The sequence below is a fragment of the Pseudoalteromonas sp. Z9A6 genome (genome assembly GCF_011378805.1).
Classification (GTDB): domain Bacteria; phylum Pseudomonadota; class Gammaproteobacteria; order Enterobacterales; family Alteromonadaceae; genus Pseudoalteromonas; species Pseudoalteromonas distincta.
Genome location: NZ_WTKZ01000005.1, coordinates 65,984 through 84,959, shown reverse-complemented (window position 1 = coordinate 84,959; position 18,976 = coordinate 65,984). Strand labels below are relative to the sequence as shown.

Here is an 18,976-nt window from a genome sequence, read left to right as displayed (position 1 = left end):
TAAAAAGCCATATAACGAGCAATTAATCTAAATAATCACCCGTTGGTTAACATAAAACCACTGTATTTTAATCAATTTGTATTTTCGGTGTCACGAAAATAAGTAATTCACGCTTTTCATTAAACTCACTTGTGGTTTTAAATAGTCTTCCTACGTAAGGAATGTCACCTAAAATTGGCACTTTACTCGTAGTATTAATGATTTGCTGTTGGAAAATACCACCGAGTACTACGGTTTGGCCATTCTCGACTAACACTTGTGTTTGAATTTCTTGAGTATCAATAGACACCGCTTCACCAGTACCTGTTTGAACAGTATCACCACGTGTATCTTGAGTAATAATTAAATCTAGAATTACTTTATTATCAGGTGTGATATGAGGTGTAACTTCTAAGCTCAGTACCGCTTTTTTAAAGCTTACGGTAGTAGCACCGCTTGAAGCTGACTCTGTATAAGGAATTTCAGTACCTTGCTCTATTCGCGCTTTTTGCTGATTAGCCGCTATTATACGTGGACTTGCAATAATCTCGCCTTTATTCTCTTCTTCAAGCGCACTTAGTTCTAAATCAATCAGCGTACCGTTAGCCAGTTTTGCTATGTGTAAGCCAATGCTAGCCGCAGGGTTAGTGATAGGTAAATTTACATTCAATCGGTCTGAAATACTTGGTGCATCTGAAGTAGATGTCGCATTATAAATACCTTCTGCGCCTTCAAGAGAGCCTGAAATACCAACACTACTGCCTTGGTCACTAAAGCCCCAACGTACGCCTAAGTCTTCAGTAACGTTATCGCGTACCGTTACCATCCGAGATTCTATTACAACCTGCTGCACTGGAATATCAAGCGTTTCAATCATGCGGCGAATGTTTTCTATACTCTTAACAGTATCTTTTACTAACAAAGTATTTGTACGTTGATCAACAGATACACTACCACGGGCAGTTATAATACTGTTTGTATCTGTTTTTAATAAGTCAGCAAAATTTTCGGCTTTAGCATAGTTTAATCGGATGTATTCACTATATAGAGGCTCTAAGTCTTCAACTTGCTGTTTAGCTTTTAAATCTTTGGCTTCACGTGCTGCAAGTTCTTCTGCAGGCGCTACCATTAATATAGAGCCATCCATGCGCTTATCTAGCCCTTTAATACGTAGTACTACGTCAAGCGCTTGATCCCACGGTACACCATCTAGGCGCAGCGTTATATTGCCCGTTACTGAATCACTGGTTACTAAGTTAAAGTCGTTGTAACCCGCGATAATTTGCAGTGCTGCACGCACAGAGATATCTTGAAAATTTAAGGTCATAGGACGACCTTGATACTCAACCCCACCATCTAAGTACGCATTTTGCGTTTCATCTTTTTCTATTGTCAACGTTAAAATATTATCTATTTGCTGATACGTAAACGTGAACTGAGCATTAGGTTCGATAACAACACGACTTAAACCATCTTCTTTAAAAGTCTCGATATTACTTACAACAGTTCCAAAATCTAATACATCTAATTCATAAAGTAGATCGTCTAAAATATCGGTGTGATGAAAGTCAGCATAAATTTTCCCGCCACTTTCATGGACTTCAATTGCAGCTTGAGTGTCTTGTAAAAATACAAGTACTTTTGCTTCACCCTTCTCACCACGTCTAAAATCAATTGACTGGATACGGTTAATGTAATTTCCACTTACATCACCTGAGTCCATCACTACATCTTCATTTTCAGATTCTGTAAGAGGGTTATCAGAGACACGTATCGATACTAAATTATTATGAACTTCAGTCTCATAAATTTTTAATCTATCTAAGTTTATCGTTACCTTTAAACCACTGTTAGTTAAAACATTAGTAACACTGCTAATTCCAGCTTGATTAACTTCAACATCATTTAAACCAACTTCTAACTCTGCAGTATCAAAAAACATTTCGATTCGGGCTGGGCTATTAAACACTTGAACTTTTGGTTCAAAGGTTAACTCTTCATCAAAAACAAGCTGTAATTCAGTTTCGCCTTTAAGTAATGGATTATAACGAACATCATAAAGCAATGGCCCAGCTATGGCTGAGTTTACAGTGACTAAAGCAACAGCAGCCAGTAATGTCCGTGAAATACGATGAAGCCAAAGTACATCCTTATGCATCCTATTTTTACCTTTTTTATTATTAATTTGCGCCATCTGTTGCCGCCTCTAACATTTCTAATTTCGTCAGGCGCTCTTTCCAACAGCCAGACCCATCAGGGATTAATTCCACTAATTCTATATAGTCGTTGCTTACTATTTTTACTTTGCCATCATAACTTCCAAGATAATTCCCTACCGTTACGCGGTGCAAAGTGTCATCTGTTGCTGTAATTAATGCCCATATTTGTCCACTAGAGCCAATTGTGCCTTTCATTGCTAAATTATCTAGCGGGTATTTCTCTAACGGTTCGCGGCGACGCTCTTGATCTGGGTGCAAACAGTTTTTTACTTGCGTTAGTTTATTTTGAATAATCTCAGGCTGAGGCGCTACAAACGGGCTACGTAGCTGACCAGCACTGTACTCAAATATTTCAAACTTTGTCAGTTCAGGAATCGTCTCAACCTTTGGTGTGGTGCTTGCTTTTACCTGATCAATAAATTCTTTTTGCTCAGAAGTGTCATCATTACAACCAGCTAAAACAAACGCTATAGCTAAAGGTACTACGCGAAGGAGTTTCATTTTTTAACCCCTTCTTCATAACGATATGTTTTTGCAACAACACTGAATGTTAACTGTTTATCGCCCGATGATAAAATAGAAAAGTCATGTAAGCTTACAATTCGGGGTAACTGGGCCACTTTACCTACAAACTCACCAAACTCATGGTAGCTACCTATTACTTCGATTTTAATAGGTAGCTCGGTATAAAATTCTTTTTCAACTTCTGGCAGCCAACCTATTTTTAAAAAAGTCAGACCACTCGTTGTCCCAACATATGATAAATCATCAAGTAAACCAGGAGTTTCGTTCGAAGTGGGTAGACGCTTTAATAGCTGTGAAAACTTATCTTCCATTTCAATCATTTGTTGACGATATATTTCAAGGTTGCTCGCTACTGCATACTTAGTTCGATAAGTTGTTCGTAGTTCAACTTCTTTTGCCACGGCACTATGGTAGCTGTCAATTTCATCAGAAACTAATAGGCTATAACTAAAAAACAATACAAGGCCCGCAACAAATGTGCAGCAAATTGCTTTAACAGCAATTGGCCAATCACCAATGTTATCAAGCTCTATTTCATTCCAATCAATTTCACTCAGTGCTTTAAAATCAAGGTTCATCGCTAACCTCACCAATTTTATCAAATGGTTTTACATAAAATTCCATATTAAAATCACTAAGTAAACGCGAAGATTGATCGCCTGCAACAATGCCCTGCATTGAAGGATTCTCTAGTAAATATGAGCTTTGTACTTGGCGGAGCATTGTTGATAGGCGATTATTAGATTCACTACGTCCTAAAACATGTATTTGGCTGCCTTTGCGCTCCAGCTTTGTTAAATAAACGCCACCTGGCACTATTTTGGCAACTTCATCCATTATTTGCGTACCCAAATTACGGCTGCTTTGCAATTCTTCAATGAGCCTCATACGCTGTTGTAAATTTTCCTTTCTTTTATCTAAGCTTCGTATTTCACTTATTTTTTTATCTAGCATGCTAATTTCTGAGCTTAAATAATTATTCTTTAAATTTTGACCGTCTTTTAAAGCGCTATAAAAAGAACTTAATAAATACATACTTGCAAAACAAAGTATGACGACACCAACAAGTATAGTTACAAATTTCTTTTTCGATTCTTCGCGTTGTGATTCACGCCAAGGCAGTAGATTTATATGTGGCATGTTGAAAAACTCCTTAATGCCAACCCTGTTGCAATTGCAAACTGCGTTTTGTGACGCTGCATTATATTACGGTCTACCTTTGGGGAAATTTCCATATTTATAAAAGGCTCTGCAACAACTGAGTGGATACCGAGTTCTTCAATAAGCAATCGGTCGATACCTTTTATCATCGATGTACCGCCCGTTAATACAATATAATCTATTTGCTCTTTACCACTGGTTGTTAAAAACATTTGCACAGCTCTGCGAACTTGTTGAAGTAACGAAGTTTGAAAAGGGGCTAATACTTCAAAGGTATAGTTTGGCGGTAAATCACCTGATGTTTTGCCTATTTCGGCTTCATCAAAGCCTTTATTATAATAAGCAACAATACTATTTGTATATTGATCGCCACCAAAAACTTGGTCACGGGTATAAATGGTTTCCCCAGCTTGCACAACACTCACAAGCATTAAAACTGCGCCAATATCGACCACAGCCACACACTTATTAAATGCATCGCTAGGTAATTGTTGATAGTAAACGTCCATAGCACGGCTCAATGCGTAGCTTTCTACATCTACTATTTTGGCTTCTAAATTTGCGGCTTCTAAAGCGCCCACCCGTGCTTCAACACTCTCAGTACGAGCAGCCGAAAGCAAAACATTCATTTTGCTAGGATCGGCCTCATTCGTCGAAAGCTTCTCAAAATCGAGGCTCACTTCATCAAGCGGGTAAGGGATTAAACTATCAGCTTCAATTTCAATTTGCGATTCAAGTTCAGCATCTGTTAACGATACATCCATGAAGATCACTTTTGTAATAACTGTTTGGCCAGAAACAGCCACTGCAGCAGATTTTAACGACTTCGGTAATTTTTTTCTTAATTTTGTAATAACGTTACCAATCGCTTCAATATCTTGGATTGTGCGCTCACTCATCGCACCTTTTGGCATAGGCTCAATTGCAAGTGCTTCTAGTCGAAATCCAGTTTCAATTTCACGTAAAAGCACCGCTTTGATAGAGTGCGATCCAATATCAATTCCTACCATCATCGGGGACGGTTTTTGAAATAGTTGACTTAGCATGTTTCAACTTGGCCTTTGTTTTAATAATAAACAAGTTATAATTTTTATCTGAAAAAATATTATTCATTTTTTAATCAATATATACTAGCAGTCAAAACTCGCAATTGGGAGTCCATTTAGGGAAATATAAGTGATTTTATTAAAACGAACTTTACAATTTTTTATCATTTGTGTGTTAATTGGTCTGATCACTTTGGTCAGTCTTTATTACTACGTTAAACCTGATATCCCCAGTGTGCAAGTTTTAAAAGACGTGCAATTACAAACTCCTATGCAAGTATTCACAAAAGATGGGCTTTTAATCAATCAATTTGGTGAAAAGCGTCGTATTCCAGTGACTATTGATGAAATTCCTCAAACCCTCATTAATGCATTTTTAGCGACAGAAGATAATCGATTTTACGATCATATAGGCATAGATCCTATAGGTATTGTACGTTCGGCTATTGTTCTTATATCTACCGGCGAGAAAAAACAAGGCGCAAGTACTATTACTATGCAGCTTGCTCGTAATTTCTTTTTAACTCGCGAAAAAGCATATATTCGTAAAGTTAAAGAAATATTTATAGCGCTACATATTGAAGGTGTATTAACAAAAGACGAAATTTTAGAGCTTTACCTTAATAAAATAGAATTGGGTAATCGCGCTTTTGGTATTGGTGCTGCAGCACAAGTTTATTACGGTAAGGAGTTAAAAGATTTAACACTTGCACAAATGGCGATGATTGCAGGTTTACCGAAGGCCCCTTCAGCTTTAAACCCAATTCGTAACCCAACGCGTGCAAAAGCACGCCGAAATGTTGTTTTAGGGCGTTTATTAACTGAAAATTATATTACTCAAGAAGAATATAACGAAGCAACGAGCCAACCTATCACCGCTTATTTTCATGGTGCTGAAATAAATTTATACGCCCCGTATATTTCTGAAATGGTGCGCGCTGAAATGGTCTCGCGTTATGGAATAGATAAAGCTTACAACTCAGGTTTTAAAATTTTCACCTCGGTAGAGTCTAAAGTTCAAAAAGCAGCGCAAAACGCACTTGTAAACAACTTACATAATTACGATATGCGCCATGGTTTTAGAGGACCAACAGATGTTTTATGGGATCCTGAAACACAACCTGCTTTAACTGAGCAACAAATACTCAATAAATTACAAAGCGTAAATGAGTTGGGTACTTTGAAAGCAGCAGCCGTGCTTAGTGTTAATGATAAAACAGCGTCGGTATTACTTAAAAGTGGCGAGCGCACAACTCTTACTTGGGATAACTTAAAATGGGCGCGTAAATATATTACTCGTTACCGCCAAAGTTTTGCTCCAAAAGCAGCTACAGATATTTTAACGCCAGGAATGCAAATATGGGTGCGTAAAAATGAAGATGACAGCTACTTACTAAGCCAAATACCAGAAGCATCAAGTGCTATTGTGTCACTCGACCCACAAGATGGCAGAATTAAAGCTATTGTAGGTGGTTACAGCTTTGAGCAAAGTCAATATAACCGAGCGGTACAAGCAAAGCGTCAAGTAGGTTCTAATATAAAACCTTTTATATATTCAGCAGCACTTGAAAAAGGTTACACGCTTGCGTCTATATTAAACGATGCTCCTATAAACCAATGGGATAAAAGCCAAGGCGTAGCATGGCGCCCTAAAAACAGCCCTGCTGTATATAATGGTCCGATAAGAATTCGCCGTGCTTTAGCACAATCTAAAAACGTTATTTCGGTGCGCTTACTACGCGGCGTTGGATTACAACGTACAGCTGATCATTTATTAAAGTTTGGCTTTAAAGATTCAGACATTAATCGCAGTGAATCACTAGCACTGGGTAGTGCTTCCATTACACCACTTGAACTTGCTCGTGGCATGAGTGCATTTGCCAATGGTGGCCACTTAATTGAACCTTACTTTATTTCAGAAGTTCAAGATGCTTACGGTAATGTATTGTTTAAAGCAAACCCTGCCCTAGCCTGTGATGAAGAGCCTTTACCAACACGCAATGAATTCTCACTTCATAATAGTAGTGATGAAGTGGAACCAACAAAAAAATGTGCACCGAGAATTATTTCTAAGCAGAATGCATTTTTAATTGCTGATGCAATGCACAGTGGTATTTGGGGCGGCGGTAGTTGGGCCCATAAAACGGGTTGGAGTGGCACAGGTTGGCGCGCACAAGCTTTAGAACGTCGTGATCTTTCGGGTAAAACAGGCACAACTAACGATTCTGTAGACACCTGGTTTAGTGGTTTTAACAGTAAAGTAATGACTTCTGTGTGGGTGGGCTTTGATAACCCAGGTAACGCTCTTGGCCGTTCTACGTACAATAACAACTTAGATAGCAGCCAAATATCTGGTGCTGAATCGGGGGCTAAAACAGCGCAGCCTGCATGGATTGAATTTATGAAAGCCGCACTTGAGGGAACACCTGAAGCGCCAATTGAGCCACCTGAGGGGCTTGTTTCGATTCGTATTGATTTAGCCACTGGTTTGCTAAGCCACAAAAATGACTACACCAGCCGCTTTGAATACTTCGAAAAAGGCACTGCACCGACAAAGTATGTGCTATCTCAGCCAAACGATATATTTGAAGAAGACACAAAAACCGAAGAAGAGCTATTTTAATAATATCTCTGTAATACAAAAAACGGCAGCTTATTTAAGCTGCCGTTTTAATTTAAATAATCGCTTATTTTAAGTTTTGAACAAGCCAATATAAGTCAGAGTGTACACCCGCAGCGGTTACTTCTTTCCCAGCCCCTGGCCCCTGAATCACAAGCGCGTTATCACTATACCATTTACTATTAATTACAAAAATATTATCGCCAGGTGTAAGGTTTGCTAACGCATCCCCATTGGGGACATACGTAATTCCTACTTTAGCGATAACTTCAGTTTTTGTTATATCTAATAGGCCTGTGTATCTCAGTACTGAGTTATTAGCTTTTGCTGTATCAGCATGCTCTTCAATGAACGCATCTAGCTGGGCTTTATTGTTTAGAAAGTCTTCCCAGCTTCCTAGCGCAAGCTCGCCGGGCATTAATGCCGATAAGCTAATATCACCAAGCTCAAGCTCTATACCTAACTCTCGGGCTAAAATAAGTAACTTACGCTGCATATCTCGTCCAGATAAATCCTCGCGAGGGTCAGGCTCTGTGAACCCCATTTTCTGTGCTTCTAATACCAACTCAGAAAAAGCAGTCGTACCATCATACTTACTACATAACCACGAAAGTGTACCCGAGAACACGCCTTCAATACGCGTAATTTTATCACCACTATTTTGCAAATCAGCCAAAGCAAAATTGATAGGTAAGCCTGCGCCTACACTTGTATTATATCGCCAATGTAAATTACGTTCGCCAAGGTTACTACGAAGTGCTTTATACCATGAAGTAGGTGCTGTACCTGCATATTTGTTAGCACTAATTAAATGACAATCTCTGTCTACAAAATCTGTATATAAAAAGCTAAACTGCTCACTTGCAGTAATATCAATTAACACTTTATGTTCGTAGTCAAGCTCGCTTATCGCATTAAGTAAATCCGCAGCTTCATAGCTATTCGCCTCATGCTGCCATTGAGTTTTCCATTGCGGTATATTTATGCCACTTGCATTAAATAACATATGTTTAGAGCGAACCAGCGCTACCAATTTAATACTAAAGTCGTCTGATAAACGCTCAAATTGTGCCGATAACTGCTCAATAAAAGCATCGCCTACATTGCCAAGGCCCGCAACTATAACGGCTATTTCTTGGCCTTTATTGATTAGCTTATCGTGTAAGGCGCTTTGTATATCGCTATCTATAAATTGGTCTGTTAGTAATAAAACATAACCATTATCTTGATGCACAAAACGCGGATTTATAGTCTGCTCAGCTAATACCTCTAAAGCTTGCAGTTTTAGTACGCTAACGTCTTGCTCAGGGGCAACAATTGCACAGCCATTTAAATTTGACTCACTAATATTAGCTCTACCAGCAAAGTAATTAATAACTTGATATGTTTGTGCAGCCGGTACTACTAAATACACTTCACCATTATGGTTAAAATGATGAAGGCTATGCTGAATAAGCTGACTAACGCTTGCGACCTCACCTTCACTTAATCCTTCAACCATTAACAGATCAACATTTTGCAGCGTGGTTATAAAGCGCTTTTTCTTTGCTGAACCTTCTTTTACTATATCTGTTGGGCTTGCTTGCACATCAAAACTACTACGAACAGCTAGCTTAATATCTGTGTTTTTAAGTGGCGATAATGTTTTTGCATGTAATACAGGGTTACCCAAACGAGCTAATAAATTAGCTTGCCCACGACAAATTTTGCCGTACTTAATCGCCTTTTTTACCTTTCGAGGATCAGTGCTAAACACACCCTGTGTATCGGTCCAAATACATACTTGCTTAGCATTACAGTAATTTGCAAGTAGTGTTGCACTATAATCGCTACCGTTGCGTCCAAGTGTTACGGTCTCACCTTTCGTATCGGCGGCAATAAACCCAGTAACAACATTTATCTTATTAGGTAAAATTGACTGTCGACATTGCTGCGCATTTTGCGCATGCATTAATTCACCATCGTTTAAGGTAAAAAGACTACGGGCATCTTGAGCACACGCCTCAATATTTAACTGCTGTAAATAAGTAGCGAGTAAACGTGCTGACCACAGTTCCCCATGCGCAAGTAACGCAGCCTCTTTTAGCTGCTCAGCTTGAGCAAGTTCTGCAATATTACTAAGCTCGGTATTTAGTGTTTTAAGTGCGCAGCGCTTTAAATCAGCTTGTAATAACTGCTCAATTAAATCGCTTTGATGGTTATTTAACTGCAGTAAAATATCAGCGACAGCTTGCGTGTCTTGCAGCTGATAACTTTGCCACAACGACACAAGTGTATCTGTAGTCTTACCTGCAGCAGATACCACAACACAGTCACCCGGCTGAGTATGCCCAATAATTATTTTAGCTACGCTTTGATAGCGCTCACTAGAGCTTAAGCTTGAACCACCAAATTTATGTACACAATTGACCATATTTATACCAATTCGCTTAATTAAGTTGTCTATTTTGAGGTAAAAAACCGTATCGATAACAAGGCAAAAATTTCGTTATTTAGTTGTTCTATATTAGGAATTTTTAACGATGTTATCGTGCGGTTTAATCCCTCAAATTGATTAGGTATTATTGCGGATTGGTATTACTTACCAAAGCGCTGGACGGGCTGCACTTAATTTAACGTTTCCACCAGAAGTGCCAGCACCTTTGCCTACACGGCCAACATTTTTATTTTTCCCTGGTTTTACAAGTTCAAATACTCGTTCAAAGTCAGCTATTAAATCGTGTATATCTTCAATCCCAACCGAAATACGAATAAGCGTATCGCCCACACCCGCTTCTAAACGTGCCTTTGCCTCCATACCTGCGTGCGTCATAGTTGCAGGGTGACAAATTAAACTCTCTACGCCACCTAGTGACTCAGCTAAACTAAACGTTTTAAGGCTAGTTAAAAATGCTGCGGCGTCGTTTATATCGCCTTTAATATCAAAACTAACCATGCCACCAAAGCCAAGTTGTTGTGCTTTAGCAAGCTCATGTTGAGGATGTGACTCAAGTCCTGGATAGTAAACTTGGCTTACAAAATTGGAGCTTTCAAGGTACTTAGCTATTGCTAGCGCATTTTCTTGGTGCTGCCTTAAGCGCACATTTAAAGTACGTAGACCACGAAGCGTTAAATAACTATCAAAAGGGGCGCCCGTAATACCAATATTATTTGCCCACCAAGCAAGCTCATCACCAAGCTCTTGTGTTGCAGCAATAACAGCGCCGCCCACTACATCTGAGTGCCCGTTAATATATTTAGTAGTTGAATGCACCACAATATCTACACCAAACTTAATAGGGTTTTGTAAGGCAGGAGACAAAAACGTGTTATCTGCGGCAACCAATGCACCGCATTGCTTAGCAACATCGGTAACCGCTTTAATATCGGTTAAACGAAGTACTGGGTTACTTGGAGTCTCTATCCAAATAAGCTTAGGTTTAATTGCTAAAATTTGTTGAAGGCTTTCTTCTTTTGTTAAATCTAATACTTCAAGCTTCAATAGTCCGCGTTTTTGTAACGATGTAAATAAACGATAGCTACCACCATAACAATCATGTGGAATTACTAACGTGTCGTCACTGTTAAGTAGCTGAGTAGCTAAATGCACGGCAGCCATACCAGTGGCCGTAATTATGCCACGAGCGCCACCTTCAAGCTTAGCAAGCGTCTCTGCTAAAATATCACGATTAGGGTTACCACTGCGGCCATAATCATACTCACGCTTAGTATCAAAGTCGGCAAACGAATAAGTCGTTGATAAATAAATTGGCGGCACCACTGCACCATGATGTTTATCAGCATCAACGCCGTTACGTACAGCAATGGTCGCTTTGTTTTTTTCGCTCATATTCGTCACCTGATTAATTTGGATGTTTAGACGTCTAAAAGAGTAAGTTATCCGTTTTAATAAGTCAAAGGATTTTAAAGCTCTAGATGGCTAAATTTAGGGAAGGCGTTTGCTAGTATCATATTTTAGCTCACAAAAGTGAGCTTATTTTTACATCCCAAATAGGCTTATTAAGATAGATCGGTATCTATTATTTGACTATCTTTTTTAAATCGATAGAATTTCACGCATATTTACACGCTTTTTATACCGTGTGAGAAATTAATAATCTGAGGCAACGATACATCTTATGGCTAAATGGAATGGTGAGTATATTCACCCATACGCAGAACACGGGAAAAAATCAGAGCAAGTTAAAAAGATCACCGTTTCGATCCCGCTAAATGTATTAAAAGTTTTAACGGATGAGCGTACGCGTCGTCAAATCAACAACCTCCGCCATGCAACAAATAGTGAATTGCTATGTGAGGCGTTTTTGCATGCCTTTACTGGTCAACCTTTACCAAATGACGATGACCTACGTAAAGACAACGCAGAAAAAGTACCAGAAGAAGTTAAAAAGATAATGCAAGAAATGGGTTTAGAAGTGCCTATTTTAAACGAAGAATAAATCGTTACCTTTTTAATAAAAAAACCTCAGCATTGCTGAGGTTTTTTTGTTTAAGCGTTATATATTACGCCATATAATTTTCCGGCAAGTCAATTTGCGCAACACCCGACTCAACCGCAGCAAGTGCTACAGCTTTAGCTATACGCGGTAGTAAACGCGGATCCATTGGTTTTGGAATAATGTACTGCGCACCAAACTCTAGCTTATCTACGCCTGCGGCTTTTAAAACTTCTGCAGGTACAGGCTCTTTGGCAATACTACGAATAGCCTCAACTGCAGCAATTTTCATTTCATCGTTAATCGCGCTTGCACGTACATCAAGTGCACCACGGAAAATAAACGGAAAACATAAAACATTGTTAACCTGGTTAGGGTAATCAGAGCGCCCTGTTGCCATAATTAAATCGTTGCGTGCGCCGTGAGCAAGTGCAGGATCGATCTCTGGATCTGGGTTTGAACATGCAAACACGATCGGCTTTTCTGCCATTAGTTTTAAATCTTCGGCAGCTAACAAATTAGGACCCGAAACACCAACAAACACATCAGCATCTGCAATTACATCTTGCAATGTGCGTTTATCGGTATTGTTAGCAAAAAGCTGTTTATATTCATTTAAATCATCGCGACGAGTATGAATAACACCTTTACGGTCAAGCATATAAATGTGTTCACGCAGTGCACCACACTTAATTAACAGTTCCATACACGCAACTGCAGCAGCGCCTGCACCTAAACATACAATTATTGCATCTTCAATTGATTTACCTTGTACTTCTAGCGCATTTAACATGCCGGCAGCCGTAACAATGGCGGTGCCGTGTTGGTCGTCATGAAAAACAGGAATGCTACAACGCTCTATTAATGCTTTTTCAATTTCAAAACACTCTGGTGCTTTAATATCTTCAAGGTTAATACCACCGAATGTGTCAGCAATATTGGCAACCGTGTTAATAAAGTCTTCTGTTGTTTTGTGCTTTACTTCAATATCAATAGAATCAAGCCCTGCAAAACGTTTAAACAATAACGCCTTGCCTTCCATTACTGGTTTAGACGCTAAAGGACCTAAATTACCCAAGCCCAAAATTGCAGTACCATTAGTGATAACCGCAACCATGTTACCCTTACCGGTATATTTATATGCATTTGCAGGATCTGCGGCAATTTCACGTACAGGCTCAGCGACACCTGGGCTATAAGCTAGGGCTAAGTCTTGAACTGTTTCAGCTGGTTTTGTTAGCTCAATGCTAATTTTACCAGGTACGGGATGTGAGTGATAATGTAGTGCTTGTTCACGAAAGTCAGACATAACGCGATGGTATCCTGCAATTTAAGTTAAAGTGAGAGGTGGAGTCTTGGGGTACGATACCCTTATTATTTTTAAATTCCAAGCAATATCAGGTCTATCCTGTTATATGCTATATCCTTTAATTTTAAGAGGTTTTTCAGTAACTTTGCAGGATTATATAAACATTTGATAAATAAAAATTCACCAAAAAAGTAAGTTTTGAGGTGCGTTTATGTCTATTAAAATATTAAAAAAATGTATGTTTAACGTATCATCATAAACTTAAAATAACAGCCTACTACACTACTTTAAAAACAGATAAGCCCACGTTAGCTACTTTTATCAACCTAGTTAAAATTTGTACTATTTAAAATATAGAGAATATCTATCAATTTGTCTGCAAAGGTTTATGCATACTCAGAATAAGAATAGGAAATAGTTATGCAAGGTGTGATGTAGCTCGAGCAAGCTAAATAAGATAAGAAGTGGTAAATTTTAGACATAAAAAAAGCACCCTAAGGTGCTTTTTTTAACTAAACAGCAATAATTACTTCTTGCTGCTAAGTGCACCGAAGCGCTTGTTGAAGCGATCAACACGGCCGCCAGTGTCTAAAATCTTTTGCTTACCAGTGTAAAACGGGTGACACGCAGAACATACGTCTAAGTGAATGTCTTTACAAAGAGTTGAGCTAGTTTCGAATTTGTTTCCGCATGAACATGTTGCAGAAATTACTTCGTACTTAGGGTGAATACCTTCTTTCATAGGAACCTCTAGTTAAGGCCGCATCGCTCTCCAAACCCGAAGTCTGGCACCATACGTCGTTAAAACAAATTTGTTGGTGGCGGATTTTATCCAACAACCTTCCCCTGCACAAGTATTTATTTATCTTTTCGCTAAAAAAGTGAACAATCTCTTTCTCAAGTACTATTGCTAGTAGGTTTTTAGCGGTATTTTTAGTACATTACAGCATTAATTTTACGGGTTGAGTTGTTATGAGTTTTGTTGAAGTTGCTATTAAAGTCCCGCTTCCACGCACCTTTGATTATAAAATAGAAGAGCAGCTCAGTGGCTTATCAACACCCATACTACCGGGCATGCGGGTTTTAGTACCTTTTGGTAATCAAAAAAAAGTAGCTGTTGTTCTGGGTATTAAAAACAGTACCGACGTCCCTTTAGATAAAATTAAGAATATTATAGAGGTAATAGACGATACCCCTATTTTAAGCGCCCAACATTTAGAACTCCTTAGCTTTACTGCCCGCTATTATTGCTATCCCTTAGGCGAAACTATTCACATAGCGCTACCGAGTGCACTTCGCCAAGGTGAATCGCCAGATAAAACCAGTATTAACATGGTTGCTCTGACAGAAAAAGGCGCAAAAGTACCGTCATTAAAAGCCAAAACACAACTCAATTTATTAAAGCAGTTGTCGCAATCGGGGAAATCATCGTTAACCGAATTAAAAGCTCTTGGCTTTAGTAAAAAAACAATAGATAGCCTAATAGATAAAGAACTCATTACGCAAACTATTGAACACGATAACCAATGGCAAAGCGTTGCACCAACTGTCGGTAGTAAACCTGTACTTAATAAAGAACAAGCGGTTGCCTGTACAGCAATAAATCAAAGTAATGGATTTAGCAGCTTTTTATTAGAAGGCGTAACTGGCAGTGGTAAAACAGAAGTGTATTTACAGTGCCTAGAAGAAGTACTCAAACGTGGCGAGCAAGCATTAGTATTAGTGCCAGAAATAGGCTTAACGCCACAAACTGTAAACCGTTTTCGTCGCCGCTTTCCTGATACACCCATTATGCTTTGGCATTCAGCCCTTACCGACAACGAGCGATTGCAAACATGGCGTTTTTGCGAAAAAGGCAGTTGTGCAATAGTTATAGGCACACGTTCGAGTATTTTTCTGCCATTTTTAAAACTCGGTATGATAGTTGTCGATGAAGAGCACGATTCATCATTTAAACAACAAGATACCCTTCGTTACCATGCTCGTGATTTAGCTGCATACAGAGCTTTTCAGCATAAAATACCACTTATATTAGGCAGTGCTACACCCGCACTTGAAACACTTCACAAAGCAATTAATAACAAATATCAGCTACTAAGTTTAACCGAGCGCGCGCAAACTGCGACAGATAACCAATTTAAGTTACTCGATATGAAAGGCCAACCCGACCAAGCAGGTATTGCACATGCAAGCCTTGCAACTATGCGCCAACACTTAAATCGCGGTAAACAGGTTATGGTTTTTTTAAATCGTCGAGGTTTCTCACCCACTCTTATTTGCCATGAATGTGGCTGGCTAAGTGAATGTAAACGCTGCAGTACCAGCGCCACATTTCATAAAGCGATTGGGCAAATGATTTGTCATCACTGTGGCGATCAATACCCTGTTCCTCACCAATGTCCTGATTGTGGAAGTACGCAAATATTTCCAAATGGCAAAGGTACAGAGCAAATTGAAGAGTTTTTATCGACCGAGTTTCCAGATACACCCGTTACTCGCATAGACCGCGATTCAACTCGCCGTAAAGGCAGCCTTGAAAAAGCACTAGATGAAATAAACCTAGGCGGTGCACGCATTTTAGTTGGCACACAAATGCTTGCCAAAGGCCATCACTTTGCAGATGTAAGCCTTGTTATAATTTTAGACGTAGATAGCGGTTTATACTCATGCGACTTTAGGGCGACAGAGCATTTAGCACAGTTAGTTACTCAGGTCGCGGGGCGAGCTGGGCGTTCAGGGGAGCCTGGGCAAGTATTATTACAAACACACTTTCCAGAGCACCCGCTTTTACAAGACTTAGTTAATAATGGTTACCAAGACTTTGCTCGCTTTGCACTGAGTGAACGCGATGATGCAGACTTACCACCCATTACAAATATGGCTATTGTCCGTGCACAAGGACACAGCATTAAGCTAGTCGTCGATTTTTTGACAGATTTGGTTCCTGTGAATGGGGTATCTGGTATACAATTGCTCGGTCCGATCCCTGCTCCACTTGAAAAAGTCGCAGGTATGTATCGTTTTCAATTACATATTCAAGCGCAAGATCGCCGCATATTACATCAGTACCTTGCGCAAATGGTTGATTATTTAAGTTCAAGTAAACTTGCACAAAAAGTACGCTGGAGCTTAGACGTAGACCCTATAGACATGATTTAGGTTAAGGCCAAAATAACACCATGGCACAGCACGATTATATTAACAAAAAGCCTGCAGGCAGAAACAGTAAAAAAAACGCACCCGCTAAAAAACCATTTCCTATTCTTTTAGCTGTCATAGCCATCTTACTCGTCGGTGGTTTTGCTTATACATTATGGTTTATTAAAAGTAATGCAGATCCAAAACTTGTCGAAAAACAAGCAAATCCCACTGCGCCCGCAAAAGTAGAAGTGGTTATTCCACGCACACCAGAGTTTATTAAAGAAATTAGAAACCACGAGATTCAAGTTGAAGTGAAAGAACTTGAGCAAAAAGGCCCTTACGTTATGCAGTGTGGTTCGTTTAAAACCCACGCACAAGCGGAATCGCTAAAAGCTAAAATAGCATTTGCAGGCCTCATTTCTGAAATAAAACAGGCTGAAGGCAGCAATGGTACTTGGTATAAAGTGCGCTTAGGCCCTTATAAAACCAAACGCCAAGCCGAAAGTGATAAAAACAAACTTAAACGTGTAAAAATAGTCGGCTGCGGAATTTGGGGCTGGACTTGAAAATAAACCATTCACCCATATAACCTCTTCATAATCGTTTTTTACGAGTTGCCTCTGCAGCTCGATGATGAGGAATAACATGACTACTATCGTAAGTGTACGCCGTGGCGACAAGGTTGTAATTGGCGGCGATGGCCAAGTGTCTCTTGGTAATACCGTAATGAAGGGCAACGCCCGTAAAGTTCGACGTCTTTATAATGGCAAAGTAATCGCTGGTTTTGCCGGCGGTACTGCTGATGCCTTCACTCTTTTCGAACGCTTTGAAAGCAAATTAGAAATGCACCAAGGAAACCTAACTAAAGCCGCAGTAGAAATGGCTAAAGATTGGCGCAGCGACCGTGCACTTCGAAAACTCGAAGCGCTGCTCGCTGTAGCAGACGAAACAGCCTCTTTAATTATTACCGGTAATGGCGATGTGGTTCAACCTGAAAACGACCTAATTGCAATTGGCAGTGGTGGTAACTTTGCACAATCAGCTGCAACCGCCCTTTTAGAAAATACAGATTTAAGCGCTCGTGAAATAGTAGAGAAAAGCTTAACTATTGCAGGCAACATCTGCGTATTTACTAATAACTTCCAAACAATCGAAGAATTATAATAGGAACTATCATGTCTGATATGACCCCAAGAGAAATTGTTCACGAGCTAGATCAGCACATTATAGGTCAGGCTAAAGCAAAAAAAGCAGTGGCTATCGCACTTCGTAACCGCTGGCGCCGCATGCAACTCAAAGAAGATTTACGCAGCGAAGTAACACCAAAAAACATTTTAATGATTGGTCCAACCGGTGTAGGTAAAACAGAAATTGCCCGCCGATTAGCAAAACTTGCTAACGCACCCTTTATTAAAGTAGAAGCGACTAAGTTCACTGAAGTTGGCTATGTTGGTAAAGAAGTTGAGACTATCATCCGCGATTTAGTCGATGTATCAATTAAAATGACTCGCGAACAGCAGACTAAGAAATTTAAACATCGCGCCGAAGAAGCAGCAGAAGAGCGCATTTTAGATGCCCTTTTACCACCAGCGAAAGATCAATACGGCGAAACGCAGCGTGATGATAACTCATCAACTCGCCAAACGTTCCGTAAAAAGCTACGTGAAGGTCAGCTAGATGATAAAGAAATTGAAATCGATTTAGCACAAGCACAACCAAACGTAGAAATTATGGCGCCTCCTGGTATGGAAGATATGACCAACCAGCTACAAAGCATGTTTCAAAACATGGGCGGCGATAAGCGCACTAAGCGTAAACTAAAAATCAAAGAAGCCTTCAAACTATTAACGGAAGAAGAAGCCGCTAAATTAGTAAATCCTGAAGAGCTAAAAGAGCAAGCTATTTTTGCAGTAGAGCAAAACGGTATTGTGTTTATTGATGAAATAGACAAAATTTGTAAGCGCGGCGATTCTTCAGGTCCAGATGTGAGCCGTGAAGGTGTTCAGCGCGACTTACTACCGCTAATTGAAGGTTCAACTGTAAATACTAAGCACGGAATGGTTAAAACTGACCATATGCTGTTTATTGCCTCTGGTGCGTTTCAGATGGCGAAGCCATCAGATATGATCCCAGAGCTACAGGGCCGCTTACCGATTCGAGTAGAACTTGAAGCACTTACTGCAGATGACTTTAAACGCATCCTTACAGAGCCTCATGCATCGCTTACCGAGCAACAACGAGAGCTGCTTAAAACTGAGCAGGTATCGATTGAGTTTAGCGACGATGCAATTGAGCGTATTGCCAAAGCAGCTTGGCAAGTTAACGAGAAAACCGAAAACATCGGTGCTCGTCGTCTACACACTGTAATGGAAAGATTGATGGAAGAAATTTCATACGACGCTTCTGAAAAAGCAGGCTCGTCATTAGTAATCGACGCCGCTTATGTTGAAAAACACTTAGGTGCACTTGTTGAAGATGAAGACTTAAGCCGCTTTATTCTATAAAACGAATATAAACGTTATACTAAAAGCCTCCAGATT

General features: G+C 39.6%; 15 protein-coding genes. 6 read left to right on the top strand and 9 right to left on the bottom strand.

Annotated features, from left to right (window positions below):
• Window positions 1-67: 67 nt before the first annotated feature.
• From GQR53_RS03300 to GQR53_RS03280, 5 genes are read right to left on the bottom strand one after another with little or no spacing between them, the layout of a single operon-like run.
• Window positions 68-2,173, bottom strand: coding sequence for a type IV pilus secretin PilQ family protein (locus tag GQR53_RS03300; protein ID WP_165742863.1), 2,106 nt, complete (start codon window positions 2,171-2,173; stop codon window positions 68-70).
• A complete protein-coding gene (locus GQR53_RS03295; RefSeq protein WP_024605281.1) occupies window positions 2,160-2,699 on the bottom strand; it encodes a pilus assembly protein PilP in 540 nt (179 codons plus the stop codon). The genes GQR53_RS03300 and GQR53_RS03295 overlap by 14 nt, the downstream gene beginning before the upstream one ends.
• The gene (locus GQR53_RS03290) at window positions 2,696-3,301 is read right to left on the bottom strand and encodes a type 4a pilus biogenesis protein PilO (protein WP_002958377.1); all 606 of its coding nucleotides are present in this window, start codon (window positions 3,299-3,301) and stop codon (window positions 2,696-2,698) included. Before GQR53_RS03290 ends, GQR53_RS03295 begins: the two co-directional genes overlap by 4 nt.
• Window positions 3,291-3,863: a PilN domain-containing protein gene (locus GQR53_RS03285; protein WP_002958376.1), complete on the bottom strand. Its 573-nt coding sequence runs from the start codon at window positions 3,861-3,863 to the stop codon at window positions 3,291-3,293. The genes GQR53_RS03290 and GQR53_RS03285 overlap by 11 nt, the downstream gene beginning before the upstream one ends.
• Window positions 3,851-4,930: a pilus assembly protein PilM gene (locus GQR53_RS03280; RefSeq protein WP_165742862.1), complete on the bottom strand. Its 1,080-nt coding sequence runs from the start codon at window positions 4,928-4,930 to the stop codon at window positions 3,851-3,853. The genes GQR53_RS03285 and GQR53_RS03280 overlap by 13 nt, the downstream gene beginning before the upstream one ends.
• Before the next feature lie 130 nt (window positions 4,931-5,060).
• Between GQR53_RS03280 and GQR53_RS03275 the strand changes: the two genes are divergently transcribed.
• On the top strand, window positions 5,061-7,553 hold the full coding sequence (locus GQR53_RS03275; RefSeq protein WP_165742861.1) for a PBP1A family penicillin-binding protein: 2,493 nt from the start codon (window positions 5,061-5,063) through the stop codon (window positions 7,551-7,553).
• 64 nt (window positions 7,554-7,617) lie between these two features.
• Here the strand turns inward: GQR53_RS03275 and metL are convergent, their stop codons facing one another.
• Together metL and metB are read right to left on the bottom strand one after the other, a co-directional pair.
• Window positions 7,618-9,963, bottom strand: a complete 2,346-nt coding sequence (gene metL / locus GQR53_RS03270; protein ID WP_165742860.1) for a bifunctional aspartate kinase/homoserine dehydrogenase II — start codon at window positions 9,961-9,963, stop codon at window positions 7,618-7,620.
• A gap of 168 nt (window positions 9,964-10,131) precedes the next feature.
• On the bottom strand, window positions 10,132-11,379 hold the full coding sequence (gene metB / locus GQR53_RS03265; RefSeq protein ID WP_165742859.1) for a cystathionine gamma-synthase: 1,248 nt from the start codon (window positions 11,377-11,379) through the stop codon (window positions 10,132-10,134).
• A 289-nt stretch (window positions 11,380-11,668) separates the two neighbouring features.
• On the opposite strand from metB, the gene metJ reads away from it, so the two are divergent.
• The gene (gene metJ / locus GQR53_RS03260; protein WP_002958371.1) at window positions 11,669-11,989 is read left to right on the top strand and encodes a met regulon transcriptional regulator MetJ; all 321 of its coding nucleotides are present in this window, start codon (window positions 11,669-11,671) and stop codon (window positions 11,987-11,989) included.
• Between the two features lie 64 nt (window positions 11,990-12,053).
• Here metJ and GQR53_RS03255 read toward each other — a convergent pair whose 3' ends face one another.
• Both GQR53_RS03255 and rpmE read right to left on the bottom strand, forming a co-directional pair.
• Window positions 12,054-13,295: a malic enzyme-like NAD(P)-binding protein gene (locus GQR53_RS03255; protein WP_024596313.1), complete on the bottom strand. Its 1,242-nt coding sequence runs from the start codon at window positions 13,293-13,295 to the stop codon at window positions 12,054-12,056.
• Between the two features lie 526 nt (window positions 13,296-13,821).
• On the bottom strand, window positions 13,822-14,037 hold the full coding sequence (gene rpmE / locus GQR53_RS03250; RefSeq protein ID WP_002958369.1) for a 50S ribosomal protein L31: 216 nt from the start codon (window positions 14,035-14,037) through the stop codon (window positions 13,822-13,824).
• A 230-nt stretch (window positions 14,038-14,267) separates the two neighbouring features.
• Between rpmE and priA the strand changes: the two genes are divergently transcribed.
• From priA to hslU, 4 genes are all read left to right on the top strand, one after another.
• Window positions 14,268-16,454, top strand: coding sequence for a primosomal protein N' (gene priA / locus GQR53_RS03245; protein WP_024596312.1), 2,187 nt, complete (start codon window positions 14,268-14,270; stop codon window positions 16,452-16,454).
• 20 nt (window positions 16,455-16,474) lie between these two features.
• A complete protein-coding gene (locus tag GQR53_RS03240) occupies window positions 16,475-17,002 on the top strand; it encodes an SPOR domain-containing protein (protein WP_024596311.1) in 528 nt (175 codons plus the stop codon).
• Between the two features lie 79 nt (window positions 17,003-17,081).
• Entirely contained in the window at window positions 17,082-17,600 is a 519-nt protein-coding gene (gene hslV / locus GQR53_RS03235) for an ATP-dependent protease subunit HslV (protein WP_002958366.1), read from the top strand.
• A gap of 11 nt (window positions 17,601-17,611) precedes the next feature.
• The gene (gene hslU, locus GQR53_RS03230; RefSeq protein WP_024596310.1) at window positions 17,612-18,940 is read left to right on the top strand and encodes an HslU--HslV peptidase ATPase subunit; all 1,329 of its coding nucleotides are present in this window, start codon (window positions 17,612-17,614) and stop codon (window positions 18,938-18,940) included.
• The last annotated feature ends 36 nt before the right edge of the window (window positions 18,941-18,976 follow it).